Here is a 20,170-nt window from a genome sequence, read left to right on the forward strand (position 1 = left end):
ATTACATATAAAATATTTAATTTTTATTTCATGACACTAACATATTTGTCTAAACACGTTTACGATTTTCTAAGTGAATGAGGCTAAACAACCTTAACTAGTTAATGATATCGTAATGTTAGCTCCTCGCTCAAAGCAGACTGTCATATTTGATTGTGTGCTGCCAGTGAAAACCGTCAGATCAAGTCTGAGCTAATATATCTAAATATATCAATTTAAAAATAGACCGCGTCTATTAACGATGGTTTTATCGATCGTTATCTAATAACCCGGAATATGCACTTCAGTCAATAAGAATATATTTATCACTGACAGTTGTATCGAACACTGGCATAGGTCAGGGGGACCATTTTGACCCCCTATGTGCCCACGACTAAATTTGTCCACCCACCCCTTTAAACTTCTCAATAAACTCACCAATTTTCTGAAAAACGGTTTGTTTTTTCGTTTTGTACTGAGGGTTTAACGGACTAAGCTTTGGTAAAGTCTCGTTTAACTCAGTACCATTTTCGGTGGCATATTCGCGTTTTAACGATGTACGGATATAGCGCTTCGCTGCCTCTTCATTAAGATTTTCTTCTTTTATCAACGCTTCAGCTTCACGCAGCTGCTCACGCTGAGCAAAAATGAAGAATGCATCAATGATGCTAGCTTTGTCCGGCATGTCATCAAGGTTAGTCTGCTGAATAAAGTCAACAATCAGACCTTCTTTTGCCCTATTACCTAGACTTGAGCGAATTAACCGTCTGACCTCTTCAGTCAATGCCTCTTTACCTTTCTTCTGCCTGTTATGTTCAAAAATCAGACCAAGAATATAATCCAGGTTAATTTCCTGAGATTTCAACAGGTCGATTTCAAACACGACATCATCCCAGTCAGTGGTTGACTTATCCTTGTCATTAGCCACTTTCTCGCGACGCTGCCAGTCACGGATATCATTGTAGGCTGAACGATAGTCCTGAATCTTACGTTCTGTGGGGAGACGAATGGTCTGTAATTCGGCAAACTTTTCATCGTCAAGATAATGCGCTGTCTTGAAGGTTTTCACGGCATCGGAATCGCTGATATCGACTTTTTGCAGATCTTTCAGCATGGCAAATTCGTCGTAGTTTTGCAGGATATTTTCAGCCCGCAGGTATTCACCAAACAGTTTAACGAAGGCTTTTTTCCCCTTCTCGCTATCAATGCTAGCCGGATCAGGGAACTGGTGTTCCAAGGTCGTCACAATATCCATAAAGCCGCGCTTGGCCTCACCTGTCACGATATCAGTAAAGCCCTCCATGTACTCTTTGTAGCTTTTCTCCAGCACCACATTTTTGGTGTTCTTATCACCAAACAGCGTAATAGCATCAATGGTTGCGCGTTCAAGATCCCTGAACGTCACTATATTGCCGAAGGTCTTGGTGGCATCAAAGATACGGTTGGTGCGGGAGAATGCCTGCATCAAGCCGTGATAACGCAGGTTTTTATCGACGAACAGGGTGTTCAGCGTCGGAGCGTCAAAACCGGTTAAAAACATTCCCACCACAATGAGCAGGTCGATGTCCTGATTTTTAACTCGCAGGGCCAAATCACGGTAATAGTTTTGAAAGCCGTTGCTGTCAGTGCTGAAATTGGTTTTAAAGTGAGCGTTATAATCATCAATGGCTGCATCCAGAAACTCTTTGGCGCTGCTATTCATTGCACTGGTATCAAAGCTTTCATCAGTAATGTCACCGATAGCACTTTGTTCTTCATTAGCCGCAAAAGAGAAGATAGTTGCCACCCGCAACGGTTTATAGCTGGCTGATTTATTAGCCACCTCTTTCTGTAGCTCTTTAAACGTCGCGTAATACGCTTTTGCCGCATCCACGCTACTTACTGCCAGCATGGCATTAAAACCTCTGGCACCAGGGAAAGTGCGATGTGTTTTCTGGCGGAAGTTGTTCAGTATGTACTGTGTGATTTCCTGGATGCGCAGCGGGTGAAGAAAAGCCTGCTGATTTTCCGCGGCACTGAGTTTTTTCTCGTCGGTTTCGGTTTCCAGCGCCTTAAACTGCGGGCGGACATCGTTATAGTCCACCTTAAACTTCAGCACCTTTTCATCACGAATGGCATCGGTAATCACGTAAGAATGTAACTCACGGCCAAAAACGCTGGCGGTCGTTTCCGACCCTAATGCGTTTTGCGGGAAAATTGGCGTGCCGGTAAAACCGAACTGGTAATACCGTTTGAATTTCTTTTTTAAGTTCTTCTGTGCTTCACCAAACTGACTACGGTGACATTCATCAAAAATAAACACCACCTGCTGCTGATAGACGGACAAGTCCGCTTCCGCCTTCATCAGGTTATTCAGTTTCTGAATAGTCGTGACGATAATTTTATTATCGTCTTTATCCAGATTCCTTTTAAGGCCTGCAGTATTGTCAGAACCATTGACGCTGTCCGGCGAGAAACGCTGGTACTCCTTTATGGTCTGGTAATCGAGGTCTTTCCTGTCGACCACAAAGAAAACTTTGTCAATAAAGCTCAGTTCCGTTGCCAGACGTGCGGCCTTAAAGCTGGTCAGGGTTTTGCCCGATCCGGTGGTGTGCCAGATAAACCCCCCACTTTCTGGCTTGGACCAGTTCTTCGCGGTAAAGGCACTGTTAATTTTCCATAAGATTCGCTCGGTGGCAGCAATCTGATAGGGGCGCATTACCAGCAGCGTCTGGCTACTGTCAAACACGCTGTAGTTAAACAGCACATTGAGCAGGGTATGCTTCTGGAAGAACGTGGCGGTGAAGTCCTTCAGGTCTTTAATCAACGTGTTGTCGGACTTCGCCCAGTTCATGGAGAAATCAAAACTGTTTTTATCCCGCTTGGTGGTATTGGCAAAGTAACGGGTATCGGTGCCGTTGGATATAACAAACAGTTGCAGGTACTTAAACAGAGAATTGTCACTGTTAAAGCTTTCCTTGCTGTAACGGTGTATCTGATTGAAGGCTTCACGTATAGCGACACCGCGTTTTTTCAATTCAATTTGCACCAGCGGCAGGCCATTGACCAGAATGGTGACATCGTAGCGATTGGCATGCGTGCCTGCTTGTTCAAACTGCTTGATGACCTGCACTTTATTGCGAAGGACGTTTTTTCTATCCAGCAGATAGATATTCTGAATACGGCCATCGTCGAAGACGAAATCATGAACATAATCATCATGAATTTTGCGGGCCTTTTCGACAACGCCATCGCTGGGCTTGTCCATCCAGGTTTCTACAAAGCGATGCCATTCAGCCTCCAGGAACTCCACATTGTTAAGGCTTTGCAACTGTTCCCTGACATTGGCGAGCATAGCCTTGGTGTTGTTCAGGGTTGGCAGGTATTCATAGCCCTGGTTAACTAAATCCTGAATCAGCTCACGCTCCAGATCACCTTCGCTCTGGTAGCTCTCGGTAATCTTCCAGTCCGGGTTGTATTTGTCCAAAATGATAAAATTATTGGACTCAGCAATTGGCTTGGTGCAATCAACCATTTTTTTGTTCCTGCTGCCAGAAGTTATAGTTATCTTTCAAGTGTTCGAGCAACAGTTTGACCGTTGCTTTCTCCGCTGGCGTTGGTTCTGCAACGGCTTCATTCGATAGCGTACAGTGGCTTGTGAACTGCATAATTCTATTCAAATAGAGTTCTTTGTCGTCTGGTAAAAGTAGGGACCATCTAGGGTAGCCCAAAAAACTGGCCGTTTTCTCATACAGATTGCGCAGTAACGTGAAGTGATATCTTTCCACGTTGTTGTTAACAATGGCCTGTTCGATGGTTTGCTTTAGGTGGAGATGATAGGAAAAACTCTTGTTAGAGTCGCCATGTTTTTCTGTGAGGGCAAATGTACCATCCTCAAAACTCTCCAACATGTAACAAGCTTTTCCGTTCAGCTCATTGAAAAGCACATTATAAAATAGTGGATTATGCGTCGTGATAATGAACTTCAAATCGGATTCACTGGATTTGATCAGCCCTGCAAGATTGACTGCTAATTCAATCAAATGGTTATCATCAAGGGAGCTAACGGGATCATCAATGAATACATATTCCAGTTGATCAAACTCTCGGTTCTCACGTACATCCGGATCGGCGACATTGAGAATTGTGACGACTTGATCCAGCAAGGTGTAAAAAACACTCCAGATGAAGTTGCTCTCTTCGCCTTTAGATAACTTGATATGGGCGGAACGTTCATCGTTGCCGCGCTCCATGGAAAAAGTAACTTCGGTAAAATCTGGATTGAAGTGTGGCGTTAGCTTGTCGTTCGCATAGCGCTGGAAATAACGGACGATATTACCATCCTGTCCCAAATCTTTTAGCAAGGTCAGCAACCAGTTGGTATAGGAATTCGGCTGCACCTTCAACTTCGGTTCTGCGTCTTCTTGCAGATCGTTATCCCAGTAAAACAAGTCCTCAGTGAAAGCATTGTAATAAAGGATTTTTTTGCGCGACAACTCCGACTGTTCAGCTTCGTCATCACCTTCTCCGTCAATAACTTTGGACGTAATCCATTGCTTGAAATCCCGGGAAAGACGTGTCTTGCCTGTGCCATTGAAAGCGTAGATTAACTGCACCTTTGGCACGGGCCTGGTCTCTTCAACTTCCTTTGTTTTTTCAGAGACAGTTTTCTTGACTTTCTTAGGCGTACTTAGCTGTTGGGCTATTTCCAGGAGTGTCTTGCTCATGTCACGCCTCTACCACATCCGGCTTCGGGAAGCTAAATAACATGTCCCGATAATATTCGTACTGTTTCTGGCGCAGCTCGATTTCGCGAGGAAGGCCTTCAGTGATGGAGTTTGTCAGTGTGTCGAATTTATCGAGAATAGTTACGATGCGGACTTGTTCGGCAAGAGGAGGAATAGGTACATCATATGACTCAAATTCTTTTACTCGAACATGAGGAACACCGGCACCTTTTTTCATCGCGTGAATATGCTCTTGTTTGTTCTGTAGAACATAGTAAAGAAACTTTGGCTTTACAATTTTTAGGTTGGGGTGAACACTGAAGGCATCAGTTAAAAATATTGGCTGATTCCAAAAACTCACATACCCTGCATAGGCACCTGATCTAGCGATGACAATAGTTTCATCTTGTCTATTGCTCTCGCTGTGAAAGTATGTTGGCGTTGGTCCATTGGCAACTACGGGTATGTCACCAGGTGTTGTTTGCTTCTGAGTAATTGCCGTACCTCGCCGAAAGGTTGCCACCTCTCCCAATGTCTTCCACTCAACCTCACCCTCTTTAAAACTCAGCAACTGGTCGCGATAGTAGTTGTACTGCTTTTTACGCATGGTAAGCTCAGCGGTAAGCTCAGCGGTAAGCTCAGCGGTAAGAGCAGTAAATTTATCCAGAATCCGGACGATTTCAGACTGGATAGCGAGGGACTTTTCCGGGTTGTCCGGGCAAGGGACAGGTACTTTTTTCTGAGCATAATTGCTAATCCATTGACGCTTGTGGTCACCATCTACAAGCTCGTTTGGCAATGTGTTTAGCCAATAGTAAACATACTTTAGTGAAAATTTAATATCATCACTTGAAGTAATCATTTTCATAGCCGATGACTTTGCTTTGAAGTCAAAATCAACCCATTTATTGGCTGTAGTGAAATCATCAAAAATGATTACAGGGGTTTTCGATGCTTCATAGATACCATGTGTTTCATCGGTATATCCAAGAATGAATGTCTTCCCTGCGGTAAGAACAGGTATGCTAAACGTATCGTGATAATCCTTAGCCTTTACCAGATACTTTGTTGGTTGTTCATATTTAGTGACATTACCCAGTGGTAACCATTCAACTTTAACCCCATCCAGCAGTTTTTCCAGATAACTCAGTTCGCTCATTTCTGCTCCTCGCCACTTTCAATCTCAGCCACAATCGCATCAATATCTTTACGTAACTGATCGATTTTGCTGACGGTAGTTTTCAGCTCGGCATTTAGTTCCGCAATATGAACGATCTCTCGGGTGTCTTTGGCTTCCACGTAGCTGCTGACAGAAAGGTTGTATTCATTCCCGGCCACTCTTTCAAAGGGCACTGATTTTGCCAGATGGTCAACATCTGATTTGCTGCTGAACACCTGCATGATCTGAGCGATATGGGCATCGGTGAGAATGTTGTTATTGGTTTCTTTCTTAAACAGCCCACTGGCATCAATAAATTGCACGCTGGTATCGGTTTTGTGCTTTGACAGCACAAGAATATTGACGGCAATGGTGGTGCCGAAGAACAAGTTGGGTGCGAGAGAAATCACCGTTTCAACATAGTTGTTATCAACCAGATACTGGCGGATTTTCTGCTCTGCGCCGCCACGGTAGAAGATCCCCGGGAAGCAGACAATTGCCGCCCGGCCTTTGGCGGAAAGATAGTTCAGCGCATGAAGCACAAACGCAAAGTCAGCTTTTGATTTTGGAGCCAGCACACCTGCCGGAGCAAAACGCTCATCGTTAATCAAAGTCGGATCGTCACTGCCAATCCATTTCACCGAATAAGGCGGGTTAGAAACAATCGCATCAAACGGCTTTTCGTCGCCAAAGTGTGGTTCAGTCAGGGTATTGCCCAACCTGATATCAAATTTGTCGTAGTTGATATTGTGCAGAAACATGTTCATACGTGCCAAGTTGAACGTCGTATGGTTGATTTCCTGACCAAAGAAGCCTTCTTCGATGATGTGGTTATCAAAATGTTTCTTCGCCTGTAGCAGCAGTGAGCCCGAGCCTGCTGCCGGGTCGTAGATTTTGTTAACGTGTGTCTGACCGTGCATTGCCAGTTGAGCAATCAGCTTAGAGACGTGCTGTGGCGTGAAGAATTCCCCGCCTGACTTACCGGCATTCGCAGCATAGTTGGAAATCAGGAACTCGTACGCATCACCGAACAAGTCAATCTGGTGGTCATTAAAGTTACCCAGTTTTAAACCTTCGACACCTTTCAGCACGGCGGCCAGACGGCTATTTTTGTCTTTTACCGTGTTACCCAGACGGTTACTGGTGGTGTCAAAATCAGCAAACAGGCCTTTGATATCGGCTTCAGATGGATAGCCATAAGCTGAACTTTCAATGGCGACAAAAATGCTGTTTAAATCAGCATTCAGCCTGTCGTTGGTATTGGCTTTAGCTGCAACGTTGCAGAATAGCTGGCTCGGGTAAATGAAATAGCCTTTGGTTTTGATTGCATCATCTTTGATGTCATCGGTAATGATACTGTCATCCAGCGCAGCATAGTGGATGCTGTCATCACCAGCTTCGATGTAACTGGAGAAGTTTTCACTGATAAAGCGGTAGAAAAGTGCACCAAGGACATACTGCTTAAAGTCCCATCCATCTACCGAGCCTCTGACATCGTTGGCGATAGCCCAGATTTGGCGATGTAGTTCTGCACGCTGTTGAAAGCTTGTCATTTTTTATCCTGTGTTCGATTCTTAGCAACTGCTGTTGACGAGATTTTACCGCAATTTGTTCACAACGACTGTATCTATATCAGATTCAGTTATGACTCTTCCGATAAGTGGTTTCACGATGGCAAAAAGGCTATGCCAGTTACCTCTATCTGTGTGCATTAGTAAAATTTGATTATTTGCTGTGCTGCAGCAATCGTTTTCTGGTCTGCCGTATTGGGCATTAGAGCGTATCCTGCAGCAGATAAACCTGCATACCTGTTCAGTTGAGTTGCAGGGGAAGTCGTGGACGACCTGTCAGTGGACGCTCAGGTACTTCATTGCAGCCGTGGAGTAGCAACCCCTCCTTCTGTTGGATTTTTGTCATATAGGCGAGTACCTGCCGTATGTTGGTAATACTTCCAGGATCGTTGTAGTGAACAGGGATATTAATATTTGCTCGATAGTGTTCCTTGTATTCGCAACGGTGATGCCAGCCTTCCCTGTCTGTAATGTTGCTCCATAGCTCGCCCGCTTTCGCAGCCCATGGATAAGTTATCTGGGTCCGATTACCATCTAACCAGAAGACTGCATGGGCGTGGTAGCGGTGATCCTCAGTCCACTCTATGACCCAGAAATAACCTACTACGGCTCGCAGGCTCATCATGTTATTCATTAACAAGTGGATATCCCGCTCCAGTCGGCGGTGTCCAGGTTGTGCGAATCTAGGCGTTCCATTTTTGTAGAACAGATCTATTCGAATAGCCGAAGGCAAGCATACCGGTCGATCATACTATCCGTATGCCAGTTCAAGACAGACTCCAGAAGCCAGTCTGGTGTCCAGGATCGTTCAATATTCATAGGGTTGGTTATTTCCTGACCGCTGTTTGGAGCAGCCATGTAGAGGAGGGTAATCCCCCGGCAATAAGCTGAGGGATGGATTATTAATGGGCAGATCTGTAGACAGGTTTAAGAGGAATATAAAAAGGGAGTGCCTATTAATTATATTAATTAACCGATATTAATTTTAACTCCCTGAACATTTCTTAGCCCTTACAGAACAAGGCTTGAGGCTCAAATCAGCGGATCGAGTACAGTGCGGTAGGCAAAACAGACGTACTCATCCATCATGCTGGTAAGCATATGGTTCTCAGCCTGTCGGTCATTGACCCAGTTATTGACCTCCTCGCTTGAATCGCCACGGATAATCTAGACACTTCCGAGCCGTTGATAATACTGGTTTTCATATTCTGCCGGTGACATTTGATCGCTAGAACCATGCCGACGCTTACTGTTATAAAACATTTCGATGTAATCAAAAATATCGTTGCGGGCTTCTTCCCGCGTTCCGTAGATCTTTTTCTTTATCCGCTCACGCTTCAGCAACTGGAAAAAGCTTTCTGCAACCGCATTATCATGGCAGTTACCGCGACGGCTCATACTGCCCTCTAGGCCGTGTGATTTCAGGAAAGACTGCCACTCATGGCTTGTGTACTGACTGCCCTGATCCGAGTGAACCAGCACCTGTTTTTGGGGATTACGCCGCCATACGGCCATCAGCAATGCATTCAGGACAATGTCCTTTGTCATCCGGGGTTGCATTGACCACCCGATAATTTTACGTGAGAAAAGATCGACAACCACGGCAAGATACAGCCAGCCTTCGTGGGTTCTGATGTAGGTTATATCCGTTACCAAACGCTCATCCGAAGTATCCGGATTGAACTGTCGCTGGAGCCTGTTGGGCGACACTATACTGGCCTCGCCTTTACGTGGCCGCGGGCTTCGGTATCCAACCTGAGCCTTTATTCCGGCACATTTCATCAGTCGCCAGACTCTGTTAACTCCGCACTGTTGTCTGGTATCCCGCAGATCCAAATGGATCTTGCGATAACCATAGACGCATCCCGACTCCAGCCAGAACTGTTTAATCTGTCCTGTCAGTCTCAGGTCTGTCTGATGACGTTGTGAATGCGGCTGCTGAAGCCAGGCGTAAAAACCACTGGGATGAACATCCAGCACCCGACAGAGCAGGCGAACAGGCCAGCAACAGATGTTGTCACGGATGAAGGCGTACCTCAGTCGGACAGCTTTGCGAAGTACGCCGCGGCTTTTTTTAATATATCCCGTTCGTCAGTAACCCGCTTCAGCTCTTTCTGGAGACGGCGGATCTCGGCCTGAGCATCTGACTGTTCTTTACTAGTGGAAGAATCCGGACCGTATTTCTTTATCCAGGCGTAAAGGCTGTGGGTGGTGATATCGAGACGTGTTGCAACGCTGGAAACAGAATAACCACGATCAACAACCTGTTTGACTGCTTCAATTTTAAACTCTTCGGGATAACGTTTACCGCTCATGGGCACCTCTCTTTTAAGTCATCTTAAATGACTCTGAGGTGTCTGTTAAACCCGTGGCGATTCAAATCGTACAGCAGCTTTTCCCAATAACTTGAACTAGATCATACCATCTAACTAAATGTTCTTTATAAGTAATGGTAGGATTGATAGGTAGCCTGAGCGAGGGGATCGTAGTGGATAAAGCTTTCTGTACTATTGATGAAAAAGAATGGATTGCAGATGCATTTTACGCATTGCCTCTTGCCGAGATCCAACTGAAGAGACGGAGTTTGCTTTGTACTGAATGTAAGGGGGATGCATGGTTCAGACGATCAAGTTACGGAAATGACTCACCGCATTTTTGCGCCCATCACCACGAAAACTGCTCACTGGGGACTTCATATGAGGCTGTAGGGGAGGGGGATGAAAATAAAGGATTGCCTGCATCAGATGCCGACAGCGGCATAGTACTAGATTTGGGATTAACGCAAGGCTATGACATTAATGTCAAAACAGCGGCAGATAACACTGAGACTACACCCCAGGGGCAAAAGTTCACGGGTGAAAAAACTGCTGATGGTGGGAGTTTAAAATATCCAGCTCATTTTACTTTAAAAAACCTACTTTACAAGTTAGTGCAGTCAAAAGGACTATGCTACGCCGATAAAAAGGTGGGGTTTAAAGATCAATCTTTTAACGATTTACCGGACCGTGGGGGAGAACTGTTTGTCGAGTTTATTAATGTTGCACCATGGATGGACGGTGCTCGTAGAATATTTTGGGGATTTATTAGTGATGTTGGACAAACAAGAGATGGCAAAATTTGGTTAAATGCAGGTAATATCAAGTCCGGGTTAAGTATTTGTATTAATAGTGAAATATCAAGTGAGTTTAAAGAGCAGTTTAAGGTTAAAAATAGTCTTGATGAATTAGATGGATGTCATGCACTAATTATTGGTACTTGTACATATGCTACAACAGGTAAACCAATACTGTGGTGTGGTGATCTTAGTTATATAGTGCTGAGAAGATATAAATTAGATCAAGATTTATAACATTAGTCTGTGTAGTAAATGCTAATGAAAAGTACGCTAATTTACGAACGTAGGAGATTCTAACCGGTAGGTTACTGACCGTTCCGTGTATTCGATACACTTTGAAGTAATACAGATAAGTATACAACTGAGTATACATAATCATTACTTTGGTGATTAATCAATTAAAATTCAGATGATTAGCTTTGAAATTCGAGTCCGGCCTTCGCACCAAACCGATCACATAACCGTCCAATCGCCTCTTTTTTGTCTAATGACCAGTATCTGTTTAAACACTCCGTGTAACGAATGCGAATACTGCATTCCCACCAAATACGCTAAGTCGGCTGCAATTTTTTTCGGATAAAAATCTTTCCCTTGTCGATTGCATTGGCGTACGATAAATAAACAATACCGCTGCAATTCAGAGGGATTTTGAATGCCTGTAAACGAGAGGATTAACGCGACATCCGGGACACGTATTAAGCCCGGTGGAACGAGGCTTATAACCACTGGTGAGATTGGGTTAGCAAGAACGCTATTTAGCTACGGTCTCCGGTACAATACAGTGTGGATTCATCGGGAAAGTTATTTGCCGTTCAATCTGCAGCCTACTGATATTGCTATGAGTCCTAACGGAGAAATGTGGTTTAGGGAAGACACCTACTCCCATGATTTTTCAATGGAAGTTGATGTGCAGAAAAAACATAGATTCATGCATGAGTTAATGCATGTATGGCAAGCGCAGCACGGAATGTTTGTTAGAACCAGAGGGTTGTTCTCCCGATTTGCTGATTACAGTTACAGTTTAGACAAGGAGAACATACGACATTATAGCTTAGAACAGCAGGCTTCACTAGTTAGTGATTACTGGTTGTTGCAAGCTTACGGTTTTAAAAATTATCTGTATCTGCCTGCATTACGAGATTATGATCATAAAGAATCTGACTATACATTGCTTCAAAAATATAAATTAGTTATGAAAGGATTTCCACAATGAAGAGATTCGCTATCTTACCTTTAACTTTTCTTATTTCCGGTTGTCCTGGTGGTAATCCTGCGCCACACCCAAGAGATACCATTATTAATGGAGAGCATCTTTGCTTTAGTTTGGATAAAAGGGATGTATTGAATTACTACACTATTGATTCAGGCGAAAACGGTAAGACGCAAACGGTAATGAGTTCTGGTTATGACAAGTTAATGTCATCATATCCTGACAATTGCATCGATATTGAATGGAAGAAGAATCATACTTATGTCATTAACTACGGTTTAAATAATAAAAAATATGTTCATGAATTCTTTATTGATAGTGTTGGGACGTTGACTAAATAGCGGAGGGGTGACTCCGTGACATTTAGTCGCGTGCCTTACCTCACCCCCTAAATACCTCTCTCCTGTGCCACTCCACAAATCCCTCTTTCGGGTAACAGTCCTTCCCCTGAGGCAATCCAATTTGCTTACCATCAAAATCCCAGAACAGCTTTCCGACAATCCCGCCGCCGTTAACCGCGGGAGAAATCTGTACCCGCATATGCTCATCCAGGCCAATCGAACCTTTATCAAATGCTTTGTGGTGAATGGCGCATAGCGCCAGGCCGTTGGGAATTTCACATGGGCCGCCGTGCTGCTTCCATTTGATATGCGCAGCCTCCAGCGCGACGGAGGTGTTGTCATGGCGCATATTAAAGCCGCAGATAGCGCATTCATAGTTATAAGCGCGTAGCACCTGCTGGCGGAACAGCGGGTCGCGTTCTTTGCGAATTTGCTGGATATCAAACCCCATCTCGTCGGCGATCTCTTCCTGAATACTCTCCGGGAAATGGGCCTGCAGGATCTGATGCGCCAGGGTGTTAATCAGCCTCTTATTCTTGCTCAGCAGCGCGAAGTGCTCTTCGTCAAAGCCGCCCGCGACGTGATAGGTTTCCAGTTCTTTAGAGGGTGGCTGTCTGCTGCCTTCAGTTGAACATTGCTCAGCGTTGCGTAATTCCCAGAAGCCGTCGCCTTTTAGACGCCAGAAAGGCATATCGGGGCGGTATTGCGCGCGCTGTGGACCAAAACGCTCCAGCAGGCTATGTAACTCATCACGAACCTCTGAGGCGTAATCGAACATCCGCGGATGTCCGTGCTGGTAATGCGACAGCACGTGCAACAACAGCAGAGGTTTATGCGGCGCGCGCTGTTCGCCTTTGCGCCAGATAGTGATATTGGCGATCGCTTGTTGCAGAGTTTTACTGGAAGGCATCGCGTTACGTATTTTGCTAAATAATTGCGATGATGCTCGCAAAACTGCTGTCGATCAAGCCACCGGGATTCGATATCCAACCCAAGTCTCTTTTCAACTATCACCATGATTTATCTATTCGAAAGTTTTTCCGCTTTCTATCTATAATGAGGTCACTCATCATCAAATAGCTCAGCCATATGAAACGGTTGCCAGATCATCTATCGCGAGAATGCATCATCGAAGCCATCCGCGCATACAACGAGGGTATAGCGCATCAGTTTAAAGACGCGCGTCTGTATGAAGTCGAATTCGAAGGACGTCGTTATCCCTCTAAAGCTATCGTTGGGATAGCGGCCACCATGGCGACGAAAACGGAGTTCACGCCGGCGGATTTCAGCGGTGGGATCAAATCCAAATGCGTCCGTCTGTTGCTGGAGCAAGGATTCAAGATCGTTCAGGAGCGAGTAGATGATGCTGGTATTACCCCTTTCCCCGACGAGCTACAGACGAAAAGTGAGTTTGTAGAAGGGGCTGCGGTTCAGGTTATGGTTAACCGCTATGAGCGCGATCGCCAGGCCCGCGAGGCCGCGTTGCGCTACCACGGCACCCAATGTCAGGTGTGCGGCCTTGATATGGCTAAGCGCTATGGTGATATCGGCCAGGGCTTTATCCACATTCATCATCTGGTGCCGTTATCGGAGATTAAACAGGACTATCGTCTGGATCCGAAAACTGACCTGATCCCAGTTTGCCCCAACTGTCACGCGATGCTGCATCGGCGAAACCCGCCATATACGCCGGAAGAGCTTAAAGCGCAGATGCTGGCAGAGTGAGGTAGCGACTGAATGGCGTTGTTATACAGAGAGACCACTATCTATTTGTTTGATGAGATATTTTTTTCTGCAGCCGGTTAGCTTTCCAGGCCAGAAATGGTGAGAATGTACCCCAGGTAATAGCCAGTACTACAACAGTACCCAGACCTCCAGAGATGAGGTATTTCGGGGGGGCGCATAAGGTGGTTAAGAACATAACCACAACCACGGCAACGGTAACCCAGAATGCCACCCGGAATCGGCGGGATAGCACCGAAATCAGTTCATCCAAAGTTCCTTCTGCTGCCGCAAGCCTGCGATGTAGACTCTCGACATCGCTCTCAGTGAATCCGGCATCGAATAGATCTCTTTCTTTGATGGTCATTATAATTGCCCTTTTTTGTATAATAAATATGAGCCTATTATTCCCCTATGATTGCAGATAAAAGTTACTGTTAACTAATCTGCTAATAGTTCTGTGATGTGGTTGATTAATAATTTATATAAAATGATCCGTTAATTATCATCTTTGATAGCTTGTTTTTGATAAGAGCAAGAAAAAAGAAAGCATGAAATCATAACTATTAATCAGTTAGTATGGTGTTTTACCACAATGGTCTCTCGGAAGTGAAAATTATCTTATTCGCCGTCGCATTAATTGCCAGCATAAATCTCATCCCAGATGCTTGGGTTGGTGACACGTTTATGACTCACATATCCATTTCTGGCGATGGGGAAGAGGCTATGAATGATTACGAATTTACGTTATTAATGATTAAGTTTGGGATATCCACCGGGCTTGCTCTTTTAGTTGTAGAGGGCTATCGACGGCTTAGGCGTTGATAGCATTTGCTTAACCAAGATTCAACTCACCAACCCTACACCCCATAACCCCGGTACAGCCAATACCCGCCAACCAGCACCACAACATTCAGCACGATGCTAATAATGAAATACGTCCTGAATGGCTGCTTCTGGGTTTTGTGGCGAAAACACTGCTGCCCGACAATCGCGCCGGGCCATCCGCCAAGCAGGCCGAACGTCAGCAGGGTGGATTCCGGGATCCGGCTCCAGGCTTTACGGGCGGCTAGTTTGTCGATGCCGTAGATAAGCCAGGTTAGCACGTTCGCCAGCAGGAACCACATGGCGATGGAATAGGGCAGTAACAGGCTGCCGACGGCAGCAAGGGCCAGCAGGAAGTAACAAAAATAACCGAGCTTCATACGATATCAATAGCGCTTAGCAGTGGCAGAGACGGCAACTATACCCAATTTTAATGGCCGGATGTAGGATGGCTATGGTAACAAAACGGAGTCCAACGATGATTTCCTGCGAACAGGCTATTGCGATAGCTAAAGTCTATGCCGCTAAAACCGGTCGTGGTTGGGATGAGCATTATCATGAAGCCCAGCCGATGATGCTGGATGGCGAGCCGGTGTGGTGGGTGGCGACCACTGATTGCGAATATTCAGCTGAGCAGCCGTGGCTGATGGAGCAACTACCTAACCCTTCTCATTATTACATCAGTATGGTGAGTGCATGTTGTGTGGCCGTGGGGTCAAGGGATAACGACTTTCAGTGCGTGGACTGAAAGGGGCGACCGACGCCGCCCCAGCCCTGAACTTCACTCAGCGACGCTTCCCGCCGATCACTCCAATAAACTCAGCGATCTGCTTCTGCTTTCTCGCCGACAGCTTGCTCGCCTGGCGCAGCGCTGCCTCCAGTTCCGGTTCCTGTGATTTTGCCGTCAGCACGATGCAGCCCTCCATCACCCGCACTTCTACTTTGCTGCCGGTGGTGAAACCGGCCGCCTCCAGCCATTGCCCCTTCATGGTAACCGCTGGAATACGCTGATAATCAGGATAACGGCTCGCATAACTTACGGTCAGCTCGCGCATATTTACCGGCAGGACTTCTGGATCAAACGAATCTACACTACAATCGCGATCAGTCATGATTGCTATTCCTTGTAAATAGTAATTGTGATGAGCGGTGCGGATGTGTTGGCGCACATCCGCACCGCGTTAAATAACACCTGTAAACCTAACCAGTAATAAAGGCAAAGTCCAGCTGATAATAAAACATAATAAGCAGCTTTAAAGCGCTATTCAGAATAATACAAATATGTTTGTACTTATTGTGAATATATTTATTGTGATTATATTTTGTTGCCTTATTTCATTTTTATTATTGGCAACCCATTTCCCGCGCCAACCTCCCCGGCTGCGTTTTTAAGGTTGCGGCAATGGCCGCCGGCAATGCCGGCCACAGCGTCAAATGCGGACTGGTGCGGCGTTCGATCTCCGCCACCGTCACCTGATGGTCGCAAAAATTAGCATCGCGCGGCGTTGCCTGGTCCAGCACAAATGCCGCGTACTGGCCGCTCTGCGGACCATCATTGAGGAAAATAATCTTCCAGTAGCCGCTGGGGATCTCCACGCCCGGCGCGGCGGGCAGGGTGGCAATATGCCGTTCGAACAGCGGCCCGGTAACCGTATAAACCGCCGTCACCTCCGGGCGCTCTGCTAACGCGCGCTCTGCGTCTTCCAGTCGCGCCCATGCTCCCTGATTCAGCGCCGCTTCCTGCGGGGTGATATTCGACAGATAGTTCAGCGCAGGCCAGTCCGCCGCGCCGCCGAGGCTCGCCAGCGGCGCCTGATGGCCGCGATCGACCGCCAGTAAAGTATTAGCCCGGCGATAGTCGGCGGGCGCCAGGGTATCGGCAGCGGGGAGATCGGGGTCCTGTTTCCACACTCTCTTACGGTTGCTTGCCTCGCTGGCGCGGGTGATTTTATACGCTACCCAGTTGGCCAGCTTACGGTGAGGGTTGTTGTTCAGCGTGTAGGCCGCGCGGAAGAGCGTCTGTTGGCTGCCGCCGGCTGGGCAGCCAACTTCGCAATTATCCACCTTTGCTGTCGCGGCATGGCTGGGTGATATCGTGCTCAGGGCAGAAAGTAATAACAGCAAAAATAAACAGGGTGGAAAAGGATTCAGGTTCATCGATAGCGCTCATTGAATTAAGGCCCACCTTTTCTCCGCGTGATAAATACGCAGCCAGGGTGAGCAGGAAAATCAATGAAGCTAAAGGGAATAATGTGGCGTGAAGGCCGATTGGCGCAGAGGATGAGATAATATGAGAACGGGTGATGGTTAAATGAGGTAATTGCTTGTAGGCCTAATAATAAAAAAGCCCGCCGGTGAAATACCAACGGGCCTGCCTTTATTTATTCTCCGCGCTTGCCCCGATGCCGGTACAGCCACATCAGCTTATATGCCGCCGGAATGATAAATAGCGACAGCAGCGGCGCGGTGATCATCCCGCCAATCATCGGCGCGGCGATACGGCTCATCACTTCTGACCCGGCGCCGGTGCCCCATAAAATCGGCAGCAGGCCGGCGATAATCACCGCCACGGTCATTGCCTTTGGCCGCACGCGCAGCACCGCGCCCTGATACAGCGCCTCGTCGAGCTTATCGGCGCTGAAGGTCTGCGGGTTCTCCAGCGATGGCTCCGCCTCGATGGCATGGCGCAGGTACATCAGCATCACCACGCCAAATTCTGCCGCCACCCCGGCGAGGGCGATAAAGCCGGTACCGGTGGCCACCGACAGATGGAACCCCATCCAGTAGAGGAACCAGATCCCGCCGACGAGGGCGAACGGCACGCTGGTGATAATCAGCAACGCCTCGCCGAAGCGGCGGAACGCCAGGTACAGCAGCACGAAGATAATCATTAGCGTCATCGGCACCATCAGCTTCAGCTTCTGATTGGCGCGCTCCAGCAGCTCAAACTGCCCGGAGTAGGAGACGCTGATGCCCGGCTTCAGCTTCACCTCTTTGCCGATGGCCTGCTGCAGATCGCGCACCACCGACACCATGTCGCGGTCGCGAGCGTCGATGTAGATCCAACTGGTCGGGCGGGCGTTCTCGGTCTTCAGCATCGATGGCCCGGTAACGACCTTAACCTCGGCGACGTCGCCGAGCACGATCTGCTGCTTCAGCGGCGTGAGGATCGGCAACTGGCGGAGGGTCTCCGGGCTATCGCGATAGCTCTGCGGGTAGCGGATGTTGATCGGATAGCGCTCGACGCCCTCTACCGTTTCGCCGACCATCGCGCCGCCGATGGCGGACGAAACAAACAACTGCACGTCGCCGACGGTCATGCCGTAACGGGCCGCCTTCTCACGCTGAATATCAATGTTGAGGTAGCGCCCGCCGACCAGCCGCTCGGCTAATGCCGAAGTGACTCCCGGCACGGTGCGCGCCACCACTTCAATTTGTTCGGCGATGGCGTCGATATCGGCCAGGTTAGTGCCGGAAACTTTAATGCCGATCGGGCTCTTGATGCCGGTGGAGAGCATGTCGATGCGGTTGCGGATCGGCGGCACCCACAGGTTCGCCAGCCCCGGCAGACGCACGGTTTTATCCAGCTCCTCGACGATCTTCTCCATGGTCATCCCCGGTCGCCACTGGTCCTGTGGCTTAAGCTGAATCGTGGTCTCTACCATCTCCAGCGGCGCCGAGTCGGTGGCGGTTTCGGCCTTGCCGGTTTTGCCGAACACCCGCGCCACTTCCGGCACCGTCATGATCAGCTTATCGGTCTTTTGCAGCATATCCGCCGCCTGCGCAGCGGAGATCCCCGGCAGCGTTGACGGCATATACAGCAGATCGCCCTCGTTGATCTGCGGCAGAAACTCGCCGCCGACCCGGTTAAGGGGCCAAATCACCGTCAGGATCGACAGAAGCGCAATCAGCAGGGTAGTCTTCGGCCAGTGCAGTACCTTCAGCAACAGCGGGTGATAAATGCGGATCAAAAAGCGGTTCAGCGGATTGCTGTTCTCCGCCGGGATCTTGCCGCGGATCCAGAAGCCCATCAGGATCGGGATCACCACGATCGCCAGCAGCGCCGCCCCGGCCATCGACCAGGTTTTGGTGAAGGCCAGCGGGCCGAACAGTTTGCCCTCCTGGCCTTCGAGGGTGAAAATCGGGATAAACGACAGAGTAATGATCAGCAGGCTGATAAACAGCGCGGGGCCGACCTCCACCGACGCATCGGTAATGATTTTCCAGCGGATGTCGTTGCCGAGCTTCTCTCCCGGGTGCTGATGTTCCCACTCCTCCAGCCGCTTATGGGCGTTCTCGATCATCACGATGGCGGCATCGACCATCGCCCCTACCGCAATGGCGATCCCGCCCAGCGACATGATGTTGGCGTTGAGCCCCTGGAAATGCATCATGATAAAGGCGAAGCACAGGCCGAGCGGCAGCGAAATAATCGCCACCAGCGCCGAGCGCACGTGCCACAGGAACAGGGCACAGACCAGCGCGACAACGATAAACTCTTCCAGAAGCTTGTGGCTGAGGTTGTCGATGGCGCGGTCGATAAGTTGGCTGCGGTCGTAGGTGGTGACCACTTCAACCCCTTCCGGCAGGCTGCTTTGCAGCGACGCCAGCTTCTCTTTGACCGCCGAGATCACCTCGCGGGCGTTCTTGCCGGAGCGCAGGATCACCACGCCGCCGGCCACTTCGCCCTCGCCGTTAAGCTCGGCGATACCGCGGCGCATCTCCGGGCCTATCTGCACCTGCGCGACGTCGCCGAGATAGACCGGCACGCCGTTATCGCCGGTTTTCAGCACGATATTTTTGAAGTCGTCGAGCGTTTGCAAATAGCCGCTGGCGCGCACCATATATTCGGCTTCCGCTAGTTCGACGGAAGAGCCGCCCGCCTCCTGGTTAGAGGCATCCAGCGCCGATTTCACCTCGCCGAGGCTGATGCCGTACTGGGTCAGCTTCATTGGGTCGACGACAATCTGATACTCCTTGACCACGCCGCCTACCGAAGCCACTTCCGAGACGTTAGGAATGGTTTTCAGCTCATATTTTAAGAACCAGTCCTGCAGCGAGCGCAGTTCGGCGAGGTCGTGTTTGCCGCTGCGGTCGACCAGCGCGTACTCGAAGACCCAGCCAACGCCGGTGGCGTCCGGGCCCATTTCGGCGCTGACCCCGGCGGGCAGTTTGCCCTGCACCTGGTTGAGATACTCCAGCACCCGCGAGCGCGCCCAGTAAGGATCGGTGCCGTCTTCAAAAATCACGTACACGTAGGAGTCGCCAAACTGCGAGAAGCCGCGCACCGTTTTGGCGCCGGGGACTGACAGCATGGTGGTGGTCAGCGGCCAGGTAACCTGATTTTCGACGATCTGCGGCGCCTGCCCCGGATAGCTGGTTTTGACGATCACCTGTACGTCGGAGAGGTCCGGCAGAGCATCCACCGGGGTATGGACGATGGTCCAGGTCCCCCAGATGCTGAGAAACAGCGCCGCCATCATCACCAGGAAACGGTTGGCCACCGAGCGGCGGATAATCCATTCAATCATTGTTCCGTTCC

Annotated in this window: 16 protein-coding genes and 1 pseudogene; 5 read left to right on the forward strand and 12 right to left on the reverse strand. The window is 48.5% G+C overall.

All coding sequences use genetic code 11. The annotated features are described in order from the left end of the window. Window positions 1-373 precede the first annotated feature (373 nt). The 6 genes and pseudogenes from PGR79_RS20200 to PGR79_RS20225 form a co-directional block, all read right to left on the reverse strand. On the reverse strand, window positions 374-3,493 hold the full coding sequence (locus PGR79_RS20200) for an HsdR family type I site-specific deoxyribonuclease (RefSeq protein WP_032413264.1): 3,120 nt from the start codon (window positions 3,491-3,493) through the stop codon (window positions 374-376). Further along, entirely contained in the window at window positions 3,486-4,685 is a 1,200-nt protein-coding gene (locus PGR79_RS20205) for an anticodon nuclease (protein ID WP_430922388.1), read from the reverse strand. Before PGR79_RS20205 ends, PGR79_RS20200 begins: the two co-directional genes overlap by 8 nt. 1 nt (window position 4,686) lies before the next feature. After that, window positions 4,687-5,844, reverse strand: coding sequence for a restriction endonuclease subunit S (locus PGR79_RS20210; protein WP_430922390.1), 1,158 nt, complete (start codon window positions 5,842-5,844; stop codon window positions 4,687-4,689). Beyond that, window positions 5,841-7,397 (reverse strand): type I restriction-modification system subunit M, encoded by a 1,557-nt coding sequence (locus PGR79_RS20215; protein ID WP_043018264.1) that lies wholly within the window; start codon window positions 7,395-7,397, stop codon window positions 5,841-5,843. Before PGR79_RS20215 ends, PGR79_RS20210 begins: the two co-directional genes overlap by 4 nt. A gap of 259 nt (window positions 7,398-7,656) precedes the next feature. Beyond that, window positions 7,657-8,234, reverse strand: a pseudogene (locus PGR79_RS20220) (hypothetical protein). Between the two features lie 348 nt (window positions 8,235-8,582). Then, a protein-coding gene (locus PGR79_RS20225) for an IS3 family transposase (protein ID WP_430922392.1) occupies window positions 8,583-9,730 on the reverse strand; the annotation gives its coding sequence in 2 pieces (ribosomal slippage) (window positions 8,583-9,493 and window positions 9,493-9,730; 1,149 coding nt in all). A gap of 173 nt (window positions 9,731-9,903) precedes the next feature. On the opposite strand from PGR79_RS20225, the gene PGR79_RS20230 reads away from it, so the two are divergent. From PGR79_RS20230 to PGR79_RS20240, 3 genes are all read left to right on the forward strand, one after another. Further along, window positions 9,904-10,764 (forward strand): hypothetical protein, encoded by an 861-nt coding sequence (locus PGR79_RS20230; RefSeq protein WP_023301399.1) that lies wholly within the window; start codon window positions 9,904-9,906, stop codon window positions 10,762-10,764. Between the two features lie 418 nt (window positions 10,765-11,182). Next, a complete protein-coding gene (locus PGR79_RS20235) occupies window positions 11,183-11,743 on the forward strand; it encodes a type IV secretion protein Rhs (protein ID WP_171829914.1) in 561 nt (186 codons plus the stop codon). Then, entirely contained in the window at window positions 11,740-12,081 is a 342-nt protein-coding gene (locus tag PGR79_RS20240; RefSeq protein WP_087858371.1) for a putative T6SS immunity periplasmic lipoprotein, read from the forward strand. Before PGR79_RS20235 ends, PGR79_RS20240 begins: the two co-directional genes overlap by 4 nt. Window positions 12,082-12,121: 40 nt before the next feature. Here PGR79_RS20240 and PGR79_RS20245 read toward each other — a convergent pair whose 3' ends face one another. Next, window positions 12,122-12,991, reverse strand: coding sequence for a phosphorothioated DNA-binding restriction endonuclease (locus tag PGR79_RS20245; protein WP_045394768.1), 870 nt, complete (start codon window positions 12,989-12,991; stop codon window positions 12,122-12,124). A 179-nt stretch (window positions 12,992-13,170) separates the two neighbouring features. Between PGR79_RS20245 and PGR79_RS20250 the strand changes: the two genes are divergently transcribed. After that, a complete protein-coding gene (locus tag PGR79_RS20250; protein ID WP_430922395.1) occupies window positions 13,171-13,806 on the forward strand; it encodes an HNH endonuclease in 636 nt (211 codons plus the stop codon). 37 nt (window positions 13,807-13,843) lie between these two features. On the opposite strand, the gene PGR79_RS20255 is transcribed toward PGR79_RS20250, so the two are convergent. Continuing rightward, a complete protein-coding gene (locus PGR79_RS20255; RefSeq protein WP_430922397.1) occupies window positions 13,844-14,170 on the reverse strand; it encodes a hypothetical protein in 327 nt (108 codons plus the stop codon). A 493-nt stretch (window positions 14,171-14,663) separates the two neighbouring features. After that, window positions 14,664-15,008 (reverse strand): DUF1294 domain-containing protein, encoded by a 345-nt coding sequence (locus tag PGR79_RS20260; protein ID WP_348850589.1) that lies wholly within the window; start codon window positions 15,006-15,008, stop codon window positions 14,664-14,666. Window positions 15,009-15,076: 68 nt separating this feature from the next. Between PGR79_RS20260 and PGR79_RS20265 the strand changes: the two genes are divergently transcribed. Continuing rightward, a complete protein-coding gene (locus tag PGR79_RS20265) occupies window positions 15,077-15,376 on the forward strand; it encodes a hypothetical protein (protein ID WP_142369181.1) in 300 nt (99 codons plus the stop codon). A gap of 37 nt (window positions 15,377-15,413) precedes the next feature. Here PGR79_RS20265 and symE read toward each other — a convergent pair whose 3' ends face one another. The 3 genes from symE to PGR79_RS20280 form a co-directional block, all read right to left on the reverse strand. Next, window positions 15,414-15,740 carry an endoribonuclease SymE gene (symE, locus tag PGR79_RS20270; RefSeq protein ID WP_049035244.1) on the reverse strand — a complete coding sequence of 109 codons (327 nt, stop codon included), beginning with the start codon at window positions 15,738-15,740 and terminating at the stop codon, window positions 15,414-15,416. Between the two features lie 232 nt (window positions 15,741-15,972). Then, window positions 15,973-16,692 carry a DNA/RNA non-specific endonuclease gene (locus PGR79_RS20275; RefSeq protein ID WP_430922400.1) on the reverse strand — a complete coding sequence of 240 codons (720 nt, stop codon included), beginning with the start codon at window positions 16,690-16,692 and terminating at the stop codon, window positions 15,973-15,975. Between the two features lie 317 nt (window positions 16,693-17,009). Beyond that, window positions 17,010-20,159: a CusA/CzcA family heavy metal efflux RND transporter gene (locus PGR79_RS20280; protein WP_430922402.1), complete on the reverse strand. Its 3,150-nt coding sequence runs from the start codon at window positions 20,157-20,159 to the stop codon at window positions 17,010-17,012. Window positions 20,160-20,170: the final 11 nt, after the last annotated feature.

It is taken from the genome of Klebsiella sp. 141161 (assembly GCF_050600815.1).
GTDB classification, from domain to species: domain Bacteria; phylum Pseudomonadota; class Gammaproteobacteria; order Enterobacterales; family Enterobacteriaceae; genus Klebsiella; species Klebsiella aerogenes.

Bases quoted from the DNA above. Each gene is read 5' to 3' on its own strand.
- PGR79_RS20255 (WP_430922397.1), bottom strand. From the start codon at position 14,170: ATGACCATCAAAGAAAGAGATCTATTCGATGCCGGATTCACTGAGAGC.
- PGR79_RS20210 (WP_430922390.1), bottom strand. From the start codon at position 5,844: ATGAGCGAACTGAGTTATCTGGAAAAACTGCTGGATGGGGTTAAAGTT.
- PGR79_RS20215 (WP_043018264.1), bottom strand. From the start codon at position 7,397: ATGACAAGCTTTCAACAGCGTGCAGAACTACATCGCCAAATCTGGGCT.
- PGR79_RS20235 (WP_171829914.1), top strand. From the start codon at position 11,183: ATGCCTGTAAACGAGAGGATTAACGCGACATCCGGGACACGTATTAAG.
- PGR79_RS20250 (WP_430922395.1), top strand. From the start codon at position 13,171: ATGAAACGGTTGCCAGATCATCTATCGCGAGAATGCATCATCGAAGCC.
- symE (WP_049035244.1), bottom strand. From the start codon at position 15,740: ATGACTGATCGCGATTGTAGTGTAGATTCGTTTGATCCAGAAGTCCTG.
- PGR79_RS20205 (WP_430922388.1), bottom strand. From the start codon at position 4,685: ATGAGCAAGACACTCCTGGAAATAGCCCAACAGCTAAGTACGCCTAAG.
- PGR79_RS20200 (WP_032413264.1), bottom strand. From the start codon at position 3,493: ATGGTTGATTGCACCAAGCCAATTGCTGAGTCCAATAATTTTATCATT.
- PGR79_RS20245 (WP_045394768.1), bottom strand. From the start codon at position 12,991: ATGCCTTCCAGTAAAACTCTGCAACAAGCGATCGCCAATATCACTATC.
- PGR79_RS20240 (WP_087858371.1), top strand. From the start codon at position 11,740: ATGAAGAGATTCGCTATCTTACCTTTAACTTTTCTTATTTCCGGTTGT.
- PGR79_RS20260 (WP_348850589.1), bottom strand. From the start codon at position 15,008: ATGAAGCTCGGTTATTTTTGTTACTTCCTGCTGGCCCTTGCTGCCGTC.
- PGR79_RS20280 (WP_430922402.1), bottom strand. From the start codon at position 20,159: ATGATTGAATGGATTATCCGCCGCTCGGTGGCCAACCGTTTCCTGGTG.
- PGR79_RS20265 (WP_142369181.1), top strand. From the start codon at position 15,077: ATGGCTATGGTAACAAAACGGAGTCCAACGATGATTTCCTGCGAACAG.